12 protein-coding genes are annotated in these 15,148 nt (G+C 64.4%); 9 read left to right on the top strand and 3 right to left on the bottom strand.

The window, feature by feature from the left end; genetic code table 11:
- Position 1: 1 nt before the first annotated feature.
- Positions 2–3,157: a DEAD/DEAH box helicase gene (locus tag JOD97_RS19785; RefSeq protein ID WP_209722010.1), complete on the bottom strand. Its 3,156-nt coding sequence runs from the start codon at positions 3,155–3,157 to the stop codon at positions 2–4.
- A 238-nt stretch (positions 3,158–3,395) separates the two neighbouring features.
- Between JOD97_RS19785 and JOD97_RS19780 the strand changes: the two genes are divergently transcribed.
- From JOD97_RS19780 to JOD97_RS19770, 3 genes are all read left to right on the top strand, one after another.
- The gene (locus JOD97_RS19780; RefSeq protein WP_209722008.1) at positions 3,396–5,744 is read left to right on the top strand and encodes a Tex family protein; all 2,349 of its coding nucleotides are present in this window, start codon (positions 3,396–3,398) and stop codon (positions 5,742–5,744) included.
- A 96-nt stretch (positions 5,745–5,840) separates the two neighbouring features.
- Positions 5,841–6,152 (top strand): Grx4 family monothiol glutaredoxin, encoded by a 312-nt coding sequence (grxD, locus tag JOD97_RS19775; RefSeq protein ID WP_008443113.1) that lies wholly within the window; start codon positions 5,841–5,843, stop codon positions 6,150–6,152.
- Positions 6,145–6,777, top strand: a complete 633-nt coding sequence (locus tag JOD97_RS19770) for a UbiX family flavin prenyltransferase (protein WP_209722006.1) — start codon at positions 6,145–6,147, stop codon at positions 6,775–6,777. Before grxD ends, JOD97_RS19770 begins: the two co-directional genes overlap by 8 nt.
- Here the strand turns inward: JOD97_RS19770 and JOD97_RS19765 are convergent.
- Both JOD97_RS19765 and JOD97_RS32745 read right to left on the bottom strand, forming a co-directional pair.
- Complete coding sequence (locus JOD97_RS19765) at positions 6,774–7,112, bottom strand: hypothetical protein (RefSeq protein ID WP_209722763.1); 339 nt, start codon at positions 7,110–7,112, stop codon at positions 6,774–6,776. The genes JOD97_RS19770 and JOD97_RS19765 overlap by 4 nt on opposite strands.
- A gap of 63 nt (positions 7,113–7,175) precedes the next feature.
- Positions 7,176–7,424: a hypothetical protein gene (locus JOD97_RS32745; RefSeq protein WP_229264570.1), complete on the bottom strand. Its 249-nt coding sequence runs from the start codon at positions 7,422–7,424 to the stop codon at positions 7,176–7,178.
- Between the two features lie 570 nt (positions 7,425–7,994).
- Between JOD97_RS32745 and JOD97_RS19755 the strand changes: the two genes are divergently transcribed.
- From JOD97_RS19755 to JOD97_RS19730, 6 genes are all read left to right on the top strand, one after another.
- The gene (locus JOD97_RS19755; protein WP_209722002.1) at positions 7,995–8,393 is read left to right on the top strand and encodes a MerR family DNA-binding transcriptional regulator; all 399 of its coding nucleotides are present in this window, start codon (positions 7,995–7,997) and stop codon (positions 8,391–8,393) included.
- A gap of 99 nt (positions 8,394–8,492) precedes the next feature.
- Complete coding sequence (locus JOD97_RS19750; RefSeq protein WP_209721999.1) at positions 8,493–9,677, top strand: isovaleryl-CoA dehydrogenase; 1,185 nt, start codon at positions 8,493–8,495, stop codon at positions 9,675–9,677.
- 133 nt (positions 9,678–9,810) lie between these two features.
- Positions 9,811–11,646, top strand: a complete 1,836-nt coding sequence (aceK, locus tag JOD97_RS19745; protein WP_209721994.1) for a bifunctional isocitrate dehydrogenase kinase/phosphatase — start codon at positions 9,811–9,813, stop codon at positions 11,644–11,646.
- On the top strand, positions 11,639–12,853 hold the full coding sequence (locus JOD97_RS19740) for an acetyl-CoA C-acyltransferase (RefSeq protein WP_209721991.1): 1,215 nt from the start codon (positions 11,639–11,641) through the stop codon (positions 12,851–12,853). The genes aceK and JOD97_RS19740 overlap by 8 nt, the downstream gene beginning before the upstream one ends.
- Positions 12,854–12,857: 4 nt before the next feature.
- On the top strand, positions 12,858–13,526 hold the full coding sequence (locus tag JOD97_RS19735) for an SDR family oxidoreductase (RefSeq protein WP_209721988.1): 669 nt from the start codon (positions 12,858–12,860) through the stop codon (positions 13,524–13,526).
- Between the two features lie 108 nt (positions 13,527–13,634).
- Complete coding sequence (locus tag JOD97_RS19730; protein WP_209721985.1) at positions 13,635–14,762, top strand: acyl-CoA dehydrogenase family protein; 1,128 nt, start codon at positions 13,635–13,637, stop codon at positions 14,760–14,762.
- The last annotated feature ends 386 nt before the right edge of the window (positions 14,763–15,148 follow it).

The following is a 15,148-nucleotide window of genomic DNA, read 5'->3' as shown; positions in this document are numbered from 1 at the left end:
CCTACTCCACCAGCGGCGCGAAGATCTGTTGCAGATCCTCTTGCGTGAGCGCCATCTTCTGCGACTCGCCCTCGGCCAGGATCGATTGCGCCAGATCGGATTTTTTCTGCTGCAGCACCTGGATCTTCTCTTCCAAGGTGCCCTTGGCGATCAGTTTATACACGAACACGGGCTTGTCCTGGCCGATGCGCCAGGCGCGGTCGGTGGCCTGGTTCTCGGCCGCCGGATTCCACCATGGATCGTAATGGATCACCGTGTCGGCCGCCGTCAGGTTCAGGCCGACGCCGCCCGCCTTCAGGCTGATCAGGAAGATCGGCACCGCGCCCTGCTGGAACGCCGCCACCTGCGCGCCGCGGTCCTTGGTGTCGCCGGTCAGCAGCGCGTACGGGATGTCGCGCGCCTCGAGTTCCTGCTCGATCAGCTCGAGCATGCTGGTGAACTGCGAGAACACCAGGATCTTGCGGTTTTCCTCGAGCAAATCCTCGACCATCTGCATCAGGTCGATCAGCTTGGCCGAGCCGGCCGTCTGCTTCTTCGACGGCAGCGACTTGACCAGGCGCGGATCGCAGCACACCTGGCGCAGCTTGAGCAGCGCCTCGAGGATGACGATCTGGCTGCGCGCCACACCTTTGCGGTCGATTTCGTCGCGCACCTTTTGGTCCATGGCCAGGCGCACCGTTTCGTACAGGTCGCGCTGGGCGCCGGTCAACTCGACCTTGCGCACCATCTCCGTCTTCGGCGGCAACTCCTTGGCCACGTTGTCCTTGGTCCGGCGCAGCAGGAAGGGCTTGATGCGGCGGTTCAGCAGCGCGCGCCGCATCGGATCGTCCTGGCGCTCGATCGGGTGGCGGAACACGCTGTTGAAGCCCTTCTCGTCGCCCAGCAGGCCGGGCAGCAGGAAATGGAACTGCGACCACAGCTCGCCCAGGTGGTTCTCCAGCGGCGTGCCGGACAGGCACAGGCGGTGGCGCGCGCGCAGCAGGCCGGCGCTTTGCGCGGCCTTGGAGCGGGTGTTCTTGATGTAGTGCGATTCGTCCAGGATGACCAGATGGAAATCATGCTCGCGCAGCTTTTCCTCGTCGCGCGGCAACAGCGCGTAGGTGGTCAGCACCAGGTCGGACTCGGCGATCTGGTCGAACTGCGCCATGCGGTCCTTGCCTTGCAGCAGCAGCACGCGCAGGCCGGGCGCGAAACGGGCCGCCTCCTCCTGCCAGTTGCCCATCAGACTGGTCGGCGCGATCACCAGCGCCGGCGCCGTCAGGCGGCCCGCCTCTTTTTCGATCAGGATGTGGGCCAGGGTTTGCACCGTCTTGCCCAGGCCCATGTCGTCGGCCAGGATGCCGGCGAAGCCGTATTCGCGCAGGAATTGCATCCACGACAGGCCGTCGGTCTGGTAGTCGCGCAAGGTGGCCTGCAGGCCGGCCGGCGTGGCGACGCGTTTCACCTCGCCGAACTGGTTCAGGCGCGCGCCCATTTCGCGCAGCGCGTCGCCGCCAGTCCAGTTCAGTTCGACGTTGCGGGCCAGCTCGTCCAGCCGCGCCGCGTCCAGGGTGGCCATGCGCAGCGAGGTCTTGATCTTGTCGCTGAAATACAGTTCGCCCAGGGTCGCCAAAATCGGCTTGACGCGCGCCCACGGCAGCGCCACGCGCGCGCCGTCGGCCAAGGTGGCCAGCATCTGGTCCTCGTCGCCGTGGCTGGCGATGGTTTTCGGATTGAAGTCGCCGGGCGCGTTGCGTATCAATTGCACCAGCACCGGCAGCAGCGGCACGCGCTCCTGGTTGACCATGATGCCCAGCTCCAGGTCGAACCAGGCGCGGCCGCCGTCGGCCGGGTCTTCCGTCACGTCGGCATACCAGTCGCCGACCTCGGTGACGTCGTAGCGGTACTTGGTGGTCTTCTCGACTTTCCAGCCCGCTTCGCGCAGCGCGGCGATGCCGTCGCGGGCGAAGCGTATCCACTCGGCCTGGCTGGGCAACAGCAAGCCGCCCTTGACGCTGCTCAGCGGCAACGCGGTGGGCGCGTGGAAATGGCGCTCGTTCAGCAACACCAGCGCCTGCTCCTCGGCGCCGGCGTCGCGCTGGATGATCTCGGTCACTTCGCCCTTCTGGCGCACCACGCGCTGCGACGGATCGAACGAGACGCGCTCGCCGTCATAATCGAACGACAGCACGGCGAAATCGTGCCAGCGCTGCAGCGAGCCGTCGGCCAGCATCGCCGCGTCCAGCGTCAGCACCGGGCGCGGCTTGACGTCGTCGCGCACCCGCTGCGGCAGCGGCTGCGGCAGCGGCATCAGCTGTTGCAGGCCGTGCGCCAGCAGCAACTGCGACACGCGCATCTTGTCGTTGGCCGTCAGCAGCGGCGCCTGCGCCACCAGCGCCTGCAGGTCGGCCAGCGGAATCGCGGCACCGCCCTGGTTCAGTTGCAGCACGCCGCACGACAGGTTGTCGATGTACCAAGGCGGATCGGTCGGCAGCATGTAGTCGACCTGGTCGGCGCCGCTGGCGGTCGGACGCGCGCCCGGCGGCGGCTGTACCTGCCAGCCCAGGCGCAGGCCCTTGCCCTCCTCGCGCCACGCCAGATTGGCTTCGCGCAACACGCCGCCCTTGAGCGGATACACCAGGCCGTTGCCGACGTCGGCCCACGAATTTGCCCACAGCAATTTATCCTGCTCGGCCAGCATCTGCAGCAGCGCCGCGCCGATCTTGCCGCGCGGCTCGGTGGCCGATCCCGTCTGCGAGTTCTGCCCGCTGCGCATGGCGACAAAGAAACGGATCAAATCCTCGTCGCCGGGCGCCAGGAAGGTGGGCGGCGCCGACAGCAGCGAAAACACCTCGCTCACCGGGGTGGCGGCGGCGACGTCGCCGTTCGAGCGCAGCCGCGCCTTGTACAAGCACAGCGCCACGTGGCGGCCGCCGCTGGTGGGCGCCATCACATAGATCAGGCGGTATTGGGTTTGTTTCGGATCGGAATCGACCGGGGGCGGGGTCAGCTTGGCCTTGGGGTGCGCGGCGGCATCGACCCGCTGCAGCCAGGTCGCCACCGCGTACGACAATTGGTTCGCGGGCGGCGGCGGCAGGCGCGTTGAAATAACCTGGGCAGCCGGGGCCGCTGGCTTGGCGGGAACCTCGTCGGTGGCGTCGTCGCGGGTAAAATCCATAGGTCGCATTGTTGTTCAAAGATGGTTCAAAAACGGCAACAGGCGATATTATCCGCCATACACGCGTTCGTGTTTGCGGATTCTTTACAAAAACCCGCGCGCTTATGTTTCCTGGGCCTCTTTCGACGCCCTTCATCGTGACCGATCGGCCATAACTTTGTCCATTTGGACTGTCAAGACTGGCACAATCGCGCCGATTGCGTATCATTCCGGGCTTGACCGCTAAGGAATGACCCACATGCTGCCTTCCATCGAACAACGTCTCGCCCTCGAACTCGCCGCCAAACCGGTGCAGGTCGCCGCCGCCATCGCCCTGCTGGACGAGGGCGCCACCGTGCCCTTCATCGCCCGCTACCGCAAGGAGGCCACCGGCGGCCTCGACGACATCCAGCTGCGCCTGCTCGAGGAGCGCCTGCGCTACCTGCGCGAGCTGGAGGACCGCCGCGCCGCCATCGTCGCCTCGATCACTGAACAGAACAAAATGACGCCGGCCTTATTAGATGCTGTCATGCATGCGGAAGACAAGACCCGGTTGGAAGACTTATATCTTCCGTACAAGCAAAAACGCCGCACCAAGGCCCAAATCGCCATCGAAGCGGGGTTGGCGCCGCTGGCCGACAGCCTGCTGGCCAACCCCGAACTGACTCCCGAAACGGAAGCCACCCGCTTCCTGCGCGAGCCGTTCACCACCGCCGACGGCAACAATCCGGGCGTGGCCGACGCCAAGGCCGCGCTCGACGGCGCGCGCCAGATCCTGATGGAACGCTTCGCCGAGGATGCCACCTTGCTACAATCGTTGCGCGAATACGTACAAGAGCATGGCATCGTTGAATCGAAAGTTATTGAAGGAAAGCAAGACGAAGGCGAAAAGTTCTCGGATTATTTCGATTATTCGGAAACCATCGGCACCGTGCCGTCGCACCGCGCGCTGGCGCTGATGCGCGGGCGCCGCGAAGGCATCCTCGACGTCACGCTGCGGCTCGACACCGAGGCCGAGAAGCCGAAATGGGACGCGCCGCACAACCCGTGCGAAGGCCGCATCGCCGCCCGCTTCGGCATCAAGCAGCAGGGCCGCCCGGCCGACAAATGGCTGGCCGACACGGCGCGCTGGACTTGGCGCGTGAAAAGCTTCATGCATCTTGAAAGCGAGCTGATGGGCGCGCTGCGCGAGCGCTCGGAACTGGACGCCATCAACGTCTTCGCCACCAACCTGAAAGCCCTGCTGCTGGCCGCGCCGGCCGGCCAGCGCGCCACCATGGGCCTGGACCCGGGCCTGCGCACGGGCGTCAAGGTGGCGGTGGTCGACGCCACCGGCAAGGTGGTCGACACCGCCGTCATCTACCCGCACCAGCCGAAGAACGACTGGGACGGCGCGCTGCACACTTTGGGCCGGCTGGCGGCCAAGCACAACGTCTCGCTGATCTCGATCGGCAACGGCACCGCCTCGCGCGAGACCGACAAGCTGGCGCAGGACCTGATCAAACAGCACCCGGAACAGAAGATGACCAAGATCGTCGTCTCCGAGGCCGGCGCGTCGGTGTACTCGGCGTCGGAATTCGCCTCGCGCGAGCTGCCGGACATGGACGTGTCGCTGCGCGGCGCCGTCTCGATCGCGCGCCGGCTGCAGGACCCGCTGGCCGAACTGGTCAAGATCGACCCGAAATCGATCGGCGTCGGCCAGTACCAGCACGACGTCTCGCAAACCCAGCTGGCGCGTTCGCTCGACGCGGTGGTCGAGGATTGCGTCAACGCCGTGGGCGTGGACGTCAACACCGCCTCGGCGCCGCTGCTGGCGCGGGTGTCGGGCCTGTCGACGTCGGTGGCGCAGGCGATCGTCTCGTACCGCGACGTCAAGGGCGCGTTCCCGTCGCGCGCCGCGCTCAAGGCGGTGCCGCGCTTGGGCGACAAGACCTTCGAACAGGCGGCCGGCTTCCTGCGCGTGATGGGCGGCGACAATCCGCTGGACGCCTCGGCGGTGCACCCGGAATCGTACCCGCTGGTGGAAAAAATCCTGGGCGACATCAAAAAGGATATCAAGGCCGTCATCGGCGAGACCGCGCTGATCAAGAGCCTGAACCCGGCCAAGTACGCCGACGACAAGTTCGGCGTGCCGACCATCACCGACATCCTCAAGGAGCTGGAGAAGCCGGGGCGCGATCCGCGTCCCGAGTTCACCACCGCCACGTTCAAGGACGGCGTCGAGGAAATCCGCGACCTGCGCCCGGACATGATTCTGGAAGGCGTGGTCACCAACGTGGCCGCGTTTGGCGCGTTCGTCGACATCGGCGTGCACCAGGACGGCCTGGTGCATATCTCGGCCTTGTCGAACACGTTCGTGAAGGACCCGCACACGGTGGTCAAGGCCGGCCAGGTGGTCAAGGTGAAGGTGCTGGAAGTGGACGAAAAGCGCAAGCGCATCGCCTTGACGATGCGGCTGACGGACAGCGCGCCGCAGCCGGGCGCGCAGCCGCAGCAGCGCGGCGACCGCGCCGACCGCAAGAGCATGGGCCAGCACCAGAAGCAGACCGCGCGGGCCGAACCGATCGGCGGCAGCATGGCGGCCGCCTTCGCCAAGCTGCGCGGCTAAACAAGCGTTGGCGTGGTTTTTCACCACCTTGGGTACGCTGCGCCCGCATTTCTTATAAAATGTCGGCATCTAACACCCATTCACACCGAGGCAGCTATGAGCGACGTACAAACCTGGATCAAAGAAACCGTGACCAACACCCCGGTGGTGCTGTTCATGAAAGGCACCGCCCAGTTCCCGCAGTGCGGCTTCTCCGGCCGCGCCATCCAGATCCTGAAAGCATGCGGCGTCGAAAACATCGCCACCGTCAACGTGCTGGAAGATCCGGAAGTGCGCCAGGGCATCAAGGACTACTCGAACTGGCCGACCATTCCGCAGCTCTACGTCAAAGGCGAGTTCATCGGCGGTTCGGACATCATGAACGAGATGTTCGAGTCCGGCGAGCTGAAAGCCCTGCTGGATGCCTGATCGCCCGCGGCCATTCGTGGCCCGGCGGATCATTCTCGCCATCACCGGCGCCACCGGCGCCGTGTATGGCGTGCGTCTGCTGCAACATTTGCAACACACCCCAGGCGTCGAGACGCATCTGATCGTGTCGGACGCGGCCGTCCTCACCTTGCATCAGGAAACCGGCCTGCAGCGCAAAGAGGTCGAAGCCTACGCCCACGTGGTGCACAAGGTGCGCGACGTCGGCGCCTCGATCGCCAGCGGTTCTTTTCAATCGGATGGCATGATCGTCGCGCCCTGCTCGATGAAGACGCTGGCGTCGGTGGCGCACAGCCTGTCGGACAACCTGATCGCGCGCGCGGCCGACGTGGTGCTCAAGGAGCGCCGCCGGCTGGTGCTGATGGTGAGGGAAACGCCGTTCAATCTGGCGCATTTGCGCAACATGACGGCGGTGACGGAGATGGGCGGTATTATCTACCCGCCGCTGCCGGGCTTTTATCACAATCCGCAAAGCATCGCGGAAATGGTCGACCACACCGTCGGCCGCGTCATCGACCTGTTCGGCATCGAGCACACGCTGGCCCCGCGCTGGAATGGTATGAAACCAGCCAGCCCGTCCAACGAAGATGCCACCGGTCCCGCCTAGCGTTTATCGAACTGCGACCCGCTGGCTTTTTTCAAATCCCTGGCTTCCTCCACCATGCGGCGGTGGGCGATGCGTTTGCGCATCACCTCGGCATGCTGGGCGGCCGTCATCGGCGGAGCGGTCATCAAATCTTTTAGTTGCGCGACGTTGCTGTAGTTACTTTTCATAGGACGGCTCAAAAGCTTGGCTCCGAAGTAAATGCTGCGATTCAGCGGCGCTGACTCCCCATTGTGCCTGAAATCCATGTCGAAACCATGACAATTCACAAAGGCACGGAAAAAAAAGCACCGCCCCGTTCCGAACAAAAACTGGCAAAACCATGAAACTAGTTTCACGCGGCAACTGCTCGAAACGCCGCCACAAACGGTCGACATTACTCCGTGCTAGTACGTAAATAACTACTTTTGGTAATTAACCCGTACCAGCATGCGAATAAATTCGCGCGCGATCTGCCGATGATGCTCGTCCAGGCGCTGTAAATCGGCGATCAGCTTGACGTCGGCCGACTCGAAGCGCGACACGCCGCCGCCGTTCTCGCCGGCCGGCGCGCCCGCCTCGGCGCCGCCGAAGCGCAGCCACTCGGCGGGCACGCCGAGCCACTGGGCGATCATGCGCAGCTTTTCCTGGGTCGGGATGGCCTCGCCCACCAGCCATTTGCGGGCCGCGTGGACTGTGATCGGTCTGCCATCAAACCGAATATTAAATTCCCGGGCGAGTCGCGTCGGGCTGTCGGGGGAGTAGTGAGCGTTCTTCAGGGCTTGTTGCAAGCGCTGACTAAAGCTTTCGCGTTCATTGGAAGAATTCATAGGTGCACTATTTCACGTTGCGTCATGAAAGTCAGTCTCTTGACGATGAGCAGTGATTGGGACGTGATGGGATCTTGAAACGGGCATTCTATCCTCTGAAAGTGCAGGCGCCGGCGGGCAGGGCGACCAAATTATATTCGGCAAGCCGCTGCAAAAGAGGCAACTTCCGCCCCGCTTTCATACCAATAGCATCGTTATTATTTTATCACTATTTTGACGTCGAAAAGCCTGGTCCTCACCGCCACTATACGCGCAGCTTATGATGCCGCCCACCCTTGTTTGGCGTCGCACGATACCTGCGCGCCACATTCGCCGCTGATCGCCGGCCGATGACGGCCACGGCGCGCCAGGCGCGCTACAATAGGCATGACGTTGACGTAAACGGAACACGAACGACCCACCACCGACCCGATGCCTACTTATACTATTACCGAACTGGCCCGTGAATTCGACATCACGGCGCGCGCCATCCGCTTCTACGAGGACCAGGGCTTGCTGAGCCCGTCACGCGAGGGCGCCGGCGGCCGCAGCCGCGTCTACACGCCGCGCGACCGCACCCGCCTCAAGCTGACCTTGCGCGGCAAGCGCCTCGGCCTGTCGCTGTCCGAAATCAAGAGCTTGGTCGACATGTACGAGACGCCGAAGGACACCAGCGCGCAGATGAACCGTTTCCTCGGCGTGCTGGCCCAGCATCGCCAAACGCTGGAGCAGCAGCGCGAGGATATCGAAATGTCGCTGGCCGAGATCACCGCCCACGAGGACGAGTGCAAACGCCTGCTGGCGGCCCAGGGCGAGGCCGGGCCGGCCTGACGATGCCGCCGCCGGCGACGCACTTTATGCCTACTTTACGTTTACGTAAACGTCACTCCGGCGTATGATTGAAGTTCACACCAGAAGAATGAGGATGACATGCTCCATCTCCCAGGCCTGACCTTTGACCACGGCGAAGACATCGCCGCCCTGCGCGAAGCCGTGCAACAATTCGCCGCCGCCGAGATCGCCCCGCGCGCGGCCGAGATCGACCGCAGCGACCAGTTCCCGATGGACCTGTGGCGCAAGATGGGCGAGCTGGGCGTGCTCGGCATCACCGTCGGCGAGGAATACGGCGGCGCCAACATGGGCTACCTGGCCCACATCGTGGCGATGGAGGAAATCTCGCGCGCGTCGGCCTCGGTCGGCCTGTCGTACGGCGCCCACTCGAACCTGTGCGTCAACCAGATCAAGCGCAACGGCACCGAGGAGCAAAAACAAAAATACCTGCCGAAGCTGATCTCGGGCGAGCACGTCGGCGCGCTGGCGATGTCCGAACCCAACGCCGGCTCCGACGTCGTCAGCATGAAACTGCGCGCCGACTTCAAGGGCGACCGCTGGGTCCTCAACGGCACCAAGATGTGGATCACCAACGGCCCCGACGCCGACGTGCTGGTGGTCTACGCCAAGAGCGACCTCGAGGCCGGCCCCAAGGGCATGACCGCCTTCCTGATCGAAAAAGGCTACAAGGGCTTCTCGGTGGCGCAAAAGCTCGACAAGCTGGGCATGCGCGGCTCGCACACGGGCGAGCTGGTGTTCGAGGATTGCGAGGTGCCGGTGGAAAACGTGCTGGGCGGCCTGGGCAAGGGCGTCAACGTGCTGATGTCGGGCCTGGACTTCGAGCGCACCGTGCTGTCGGGCGGTCCGCTGGGCATCATGCAGGCGTGCATGGACGCGGTCGTGCCCTACATCCACGACCGCAAGCAATTCGGCCAGGCGATCGGCGAGTTCCAGCTGATGCAGGGTAAGATCGCCGATATGTACTCGACCATGATGGCGTGCAAGGCCTATGTGTACGCGGTCGGCCAGGCCTGCGACCGCGCCACCACGCCGGAGGCGGTGCGCCAGCTGCGCAAGGACGCCGCCGGCGCCATCCTGTACAGCGCCGAGAAGGCGACCTGGATGGCCGGCGAAGCGATCCAGACGCTGGGCGGCAACGGCTACATCAACGAGTATCCGGTCGGCCGCCTGTGGCGCGACGCCAAGTTGTATGAGATCGGCGCCGGCACCAGCGAGATCCGCCGCATGCTGATCGGCCGCGAACTGTTCGCGGAAACGCGTTAACCCCTTACGCGTGCACCGACATGCCGGTGTCGCCACTTAGGGGTCGTACCCCGAGGGGTACGACCCCAGCCGGGGGTGCGGGTTTCGGCCGGCCGGACGAACAAGTTGCGCTAACGCGGGAGTCAGGGCGACCATGATCCAGGCTGCATTTCCAAAACTGCTGCGCTCGCAGATCGCGTTCGACATCGCGCGCACGATCCGCGACGGCTTCGACAAGCACTACCGGCTATTCCGCCAGACCAGCCGCCAGGCCAAGGCGCACTTCGAGCGCGGCGCTTGGCGCGAGGCCCAGCAGGCCGCGCGCGAGCGGATCGATTTCTACGACCGCCGCGTGCAGGAATGCGTGCAGACGCTGGAGGACGAATACAGCGACGCCGACCTGACCGACGAGGTGTGGCGCGAGCTCAAGCTGCACTACATCGGCATGCTGTCCGACCACAAGCAGCCGGAGCTGGCGGAAACCTTCTTCAACTCGGTCTGCTGCAACATCCTGCACCGCAGCTACTTCCACAACGAGTTCATCTTCGTGCGGCCGGTGGTCTCGACCGAGTACATCGAAACCGGCGAACTGGCGCCGACCTACCGCGTCTACTACCCGGGCACGGACGGGCTGCGCTTCACGCTCAAGCGCATCGTCACCAACTTCCAGCTCGACGCCAAATTCGACAACCTGGCGCGCGACGTCGAGCAGGTGGAGGCGCGCTTCCGGGAGCAGTTCGGCGCCGGGCGCACCGAGCCGAACAACCAGATCCAGGTGCTGTCGAGTCTGTTCTTCCGCAACAAGGGCGCCTACATCGTCGGCAAGGGCATCAACGGCAACAAGGAATACCCGTTCGTCGTGCCCATCCTGCACAACCGCGACGGCGAGCTGATACTCGACACCGTGCTGTTCGACCAGGAACAGATCACGATCCTGTTCTCGTTCACGCGCGCCTACTTCCTGGTCGACATGGAAGTGCCGTCCGCCTACGTGCAATTCTTGCGCACCTTGCTGCCGCGCAAGCCGCGCAGCGAGATCTACACCATCCTCGGCCTGCAAAAACAAGGCAAGACGCTGTTCTACCGCGACTACCTGCAGCACTTGAAGCACTCGTCCGACCAGTTCGAGATCGCGCCCGGCATCAAGGGCTTGGTGATGCTGGTGTTCGCGCTGCCGTCGTTCCCCTACGTGTTCAAGGTCATCAAGGATTTCTATCCGCCGCCCAAGGACACCACGCGCGCGCTGATCAAGGAAAAATACCTGCTGGTCAAACACCACGACCGTGTCGGCCGCATGGCCGACACCTTGGAGTATTCCAACGTCGCCTTCCCGCGCGAGCGCTTCACCGAGGAGCTGATCGCCGAGTTGAAACATTTCGCCCCGTCGCTGTACGAGGAGGAGGGCGAAAAGATCATCATCAAGCACCTGTACATCGAGCGCCGCATGGTGCCGCTGAACATGTGGCTGAGCAACGCCGACAAGGACGGCAACGACGCCCAGCTCGAACACGGCATCCTCGAATACGGCAACGCCATCAAGGAGCTGGTCGCCGCCAACATCTTCCCCGGCGACATGCTGTACAAGAACTTCGGCGTGACCCGCCACCAGCGCATCGTGTTTTACGATTACGACGAAATCGAATACATCACCGACTGCAATTTCCGCGACATCCCCGAGGCGCGCAACGAGGAGGAGGAGATGGCGTCGGAGCCGTGGTATCCGATCGGCAAGCACGACGTCTTCCCCGAACAGTTCGGCCGTTTCCTGCTGGGCAACGCCAAGATCCGCAAGTATTTCATGAAGCACCACGCCGACCTGCTGACGCGCGAATACTGGCAGGCGCGCAAGCAGCGCATCCTCGACGGCGTAGTCGAGGACGTCTATCCGTATCCGCAGCACATACGCTTCTTCCACGAAAACCAATCCAACATCCCGGCGGTATCGATCCCGGTGCCGCCCCCCTTTATGGAGACTCTAGAAAATGAATGATCCTATCGCGCATGATCCCGTCGTTATCGTGGGCGCAGCCCGCACCCCCATGGGCGCCTTCCAGGGCGACTTTTCCGGCAAGGCCGCGCACGACCTGGGCGCGGTCGCGATCGCCGCGGCGGTCGAACGCGCCGGCATCGACGGCAAGCTGGTCGAACACGTCTACTTCGGCAACTGCCTGATGGCCGGCCAGGGCCAGGCGCCCGCGCGCCAGGCGTTGCTCAAGGCCGGCCTGCCGGCATCGACCGGCGCCGTCACCTTGTCGAAGATGTGCGGCTCGGCGATGCAGGCCGCCATCTTCGCCCACGACCAGCTGGTCGCCGGCAGCGCCGACGTAGTGGTGGCCGGCGGCATGGAATCGATGACCAACGCGCCGTATTTGATCCCCAAGGCGCGCGGCGGCTACCGCATCGGCCACGGCATGATGTTCGACCACATGATGTACGACGGCCTCGAGGACGCCTACTCGCGCAACGAGAAAACCGGCGAAGGCCGCTCGATGGGCACGTTCGCCGAGGAATGCTCGGCCAAGTATGAATTCACGCGCGAGGCGCAGGACAACTTCGCCATCGAATCGGTCAAGCGCGCGCAGGCCGCCACCAACGAAGGCTGGTTCAAGTGGGAAATCGCCCCCGTCACGGTCAGCAGCCGCGCCGGCGACACCGTCATCGACAAGGATGAGGGTCCGCTGAAGGCCAAGATCGAAAAGATCCCGACCCTGCGCGCCGCCTTCAAGAAGGACGGCACCATCACGGCCGCCTCGTCGTCGTCGATCAACGACGGCGCCGCCGCGCTGGTGATGATGCGCGAATCGACCGCCAAGCGCCTGGGCGCGACCGTCATCGCCAAAATCCACGGCCACGCCACGTTCGCGCAGGAGCCCAACCTGTTCACCACGGCGCCGATCGGCGCGGTCGAAAAGCTGTACAAGAAAATCGGCTGGGCCAGCCGGGACGTCGACCTGTTCGAGATCAACGAGGCGTTCGCCGCCGTGCCGATGGCCGCGATGCGCGACCTCGACATCCCGCACAGCAAGATCAACGTGCACGGCGGCGCCTGCGCGCTGGGCCACCCGATCGGCGCCTCGGGCGCGCGCATCCTCGTCACACTGATCGGCGCGCTCAAGCGCACCGGCGGCAAGAAGGGCGTGGCCGCGCTGTGCATCGGCGGCGGCGAGGCGACCGCCATGGCCATCGAGCTGGTGTAATCGGATGGCGACCGCACTGATCATCGGCGCCTCGCGCGGCATCGGGCTCGAGCTCGTTAAGCAATACCTGGCGGACGGCTGGCGCGTGATCGCCACCGCGCGCAAGGCCGACGACTGCGCCGCGCTCGGCGCGCTGGGCGCCGAGCCGCACCAGCTCGACGTCACCAACGTCGAGGCGTGCGCCGGCATCGGCTGGAAGCTCGACGGCGAGGAACTCAACGTCGCCGTGCTCAACGCCGGCGTCTACGGCCCGCGCCACGACGGCTTTCCGTCGCAGGCCGATTTCGACACCGTGATGCACACCAACGTGCTGGCGGCGATGCGGCTGCTGCCGATCATCGCGCCGATGGTGGGCGCGGCGCGCGGCAAGCTGGCGGTGCTGTCGTCGAAGATGGGATCGCTCAGCGAGCGTGGCAGCCCGAGCGGCTCGCTGTACCGCGCCAGCAAAGCCGCGCTCAACTCGGTGCTGATCGACACGGCGCTGGTGTACGGCAAGCAGGGCGCCACCTGCGTGGCGTTCCATCCGGGCTGGGTGCGCACGGAGATGGGCGGCGAGGGCGCCGACATCTCGGTGGAGGAAAGCGCGGGCGGCATCCGCAAGACGCTGGCGGCGTTGCCGGCGTCGGAGCGGGCCGTCTACCGCAACTACGACGGCACGCCGATCGGCTGGTAACGGCGCAAAGATCGAAGGCGAACCCCGCACCGCCAACCGGGGTCGTACCCCGCGGGGTACGACCCCAACATCCCGGGTTGCGGGTTAAAACTATAAACAAGAGACGACATGATACTGACCGAAGAACACGAAATGATCCGCGACGCGCTGCGCACCTTCGCGCGCGAGCGGCTGGCGCCGCAAGCCGGGCGCTGGGACAAGGAGCACCACTTTCCCAAAGAGGAACTGAAGGAGCTGGCCGCGCTGGGGGCCTTCGGTGTCGCCGTGCCGGAGGAGTTGGGCGGCGCCGGCATGGATTACGTCTCGCTGGCGCTGGTGCTGGAGGAGATCGCGGCCGGTGATGGCGGCACGTCGACCATCATCTCGGTCAACAACTGCCCGGTGTGCAGCATCGCCATGATGTACGCTAACGATCGCCAGAAGGAGCAATGGCTGCGTCCGTTGGCGCAAGGCGACATGCTGGGCGCGTTCTGCCTGACCGAGCCGCACACCGGCAGCGACGCCGCCGCGCTGCGCACCACGGCCACGCGCGACGGCGGCGAGTACGTCCTCAACGGCGTCAAGCAATTCATCACCAGCGGCAAGTACGCGGACGTCGCCATCGTGCTGGCGGTGACGGACAAGGCCGCCGGCAAGAAGGGCATCAGCGCGTTCTGGGTGCCGACGTCGACGCCGGGCTACACCGTCGCCGGGCTGGAGCAAAAGATGGGACAGCACTCATCGGACACGGCGCAGATCCTGTTCGAGAATTGCCGCATCCCGGCAGAAAATCTGATCGGCGAAGAGGGGCAGGGCTACAAGATCGCGCTGTCGGGGCTGGAGGGCGGGCGCATCGGCATCGCCTCGCAAGCGGTGGGCATGGCGCGCGCCGCGTATGAAGCCGCGTTGGCGTACGCGCGCGAGCGCGAGAGTTTCGGCAAGCCGATCTACGAGCACCAGGCGGTGCAATTCCGGCTGGCCGACATGGCCACGCAAATCGAAGCGGCGCGGCAACTGATCCGCCACGCGGCATCGATGAAGGACGCCGGCCTGCCGTGTCTGAAGGAAGCGGCGATGGCCAAGCTATTCGCCTCCGAGATGGCGGAGAAGGTCTGTTCGGACGCCATCCAGGTGCACGGCGGCTACGGCTACGTCTCGGATTTCCCGGTGGAGCGTATATATAGGGACGTGCGCGTCTGCCAGATTTACGAAGGCACCAGCGACATCCAAAAGCTGCTGATCGCCCGCGCGCTGTAAAGCAACTCCGGGGTCAGGTCCACCATTTCTACACGGCCTGATCCGTTGAGCCCATAACTGCGCCGCGCCAACGGCCTACGCTTAAGCTCGTGTAGAAATGGTGGACCTGACCCCGGAGTATGGACGAAAAAAAAGCCCGTATCTCAACGGGCTTCGTTCCAATGTATTACCAATGCTTTAATCGTGCCGTCGTCCAGTGCTATCTGCAAAGTGACTTCAGCGTTTCTCGGACGCCCATGCTATCTGCGTGGTGCCTCCAACGTGTAAAACGACCAATGTATTCGAAACTACAACTCCAGGTGGCGCCATCTGTGATCCGCTCTTACACACATCAGATCACTACGCTTGCCTTGGATGTGGGACTGTTCACTTGGAAACCAAGAAAC

This window comes from Duganella sp. 1411 (assembly GCF_017833525.1).
Lineage (GTDB): Bacteria > Pseudomonadota > Gammaproteobacteria > Burkholderiales > Burkholderiaceae_D > Rugamonas.
Note: the sequence above shows the minus strand (reverse complement) of the source record. Positions and strands in the feature narration are given on the sequence as shown.

Excerpts from the sequence above, each read along its gene's own strand:
- JOD97_RS19785 (WP_209722010.1), bottom strand. The coding sequence starts at position 3,157 with ATGGATTTTACCCGCGACGACGCCACCGACGAGGTTCCCGCCAAGCCA.
- JOD97_RS19780 (WP_209722008.1), top strand. The coding sequence starts at position 3,396 with ATGCTGCCTTCCATCGAACAACGTCTCGCCCTCGAACTCGCCGCCAAA.
- grxD (WP_008443113.1), top strand. The coding sequence starts at position 5,841 with ATGAGCGACGTACAAACCTGGATCAAAGAAACCGTGACCAACACCCCG.
- JOD97_RS19770 (WP_209722006.1), top strand. The coding sequence starts at position 6,145 with ATGCCTGATCGCCCGCGGCCATTCGTGGCCCGGCGGATCATTCTCGCC.
- JOD97_RS19755 (WP_209722002.1), top strand. The coding sequence starts at position 7,995 with ATGCCTACTTATACTATTACCGAACTGGCCCGTGAATTCGACATCACG.
- JOD97_RS19750 (WP_209721999.1), top strand. The coding sequence starts at position 8,493 with ATGCTCCATCTCCCAGGCCTGACCTTTGACCACGGCGAAGACATCGCC.
- aceK (WP_209721994.1), top strand. The coding sequence starts at position 9,811 with ATGATCCAGGCTGCATTTCCAAAACTGCTGCGCTCGCAGATCGCGTTC.
- JOD97_RS19740 (WP_209721991.1), top strand. The coding sequence starts at position 11,639 with ATGAATGATCCTATCGCGCATGATCCCGTCGTTATCGTGGGCGCAGCC.
- JOD97_RS19735 (WP_209721988.1), top strand. The coding sequence starts at position 12,858 with ATGGCGACCGCACTGATCATCGGCGCCTCGCGCGGCATCGGGCTCGAG.
- JOD97_RS19730 (WP_209721985.1), top strand. The coding sequence starts at position 13,635 with ATGATACTGACCGAAGAACACGAAATGATCCGCGACGCGCTGCGCACC.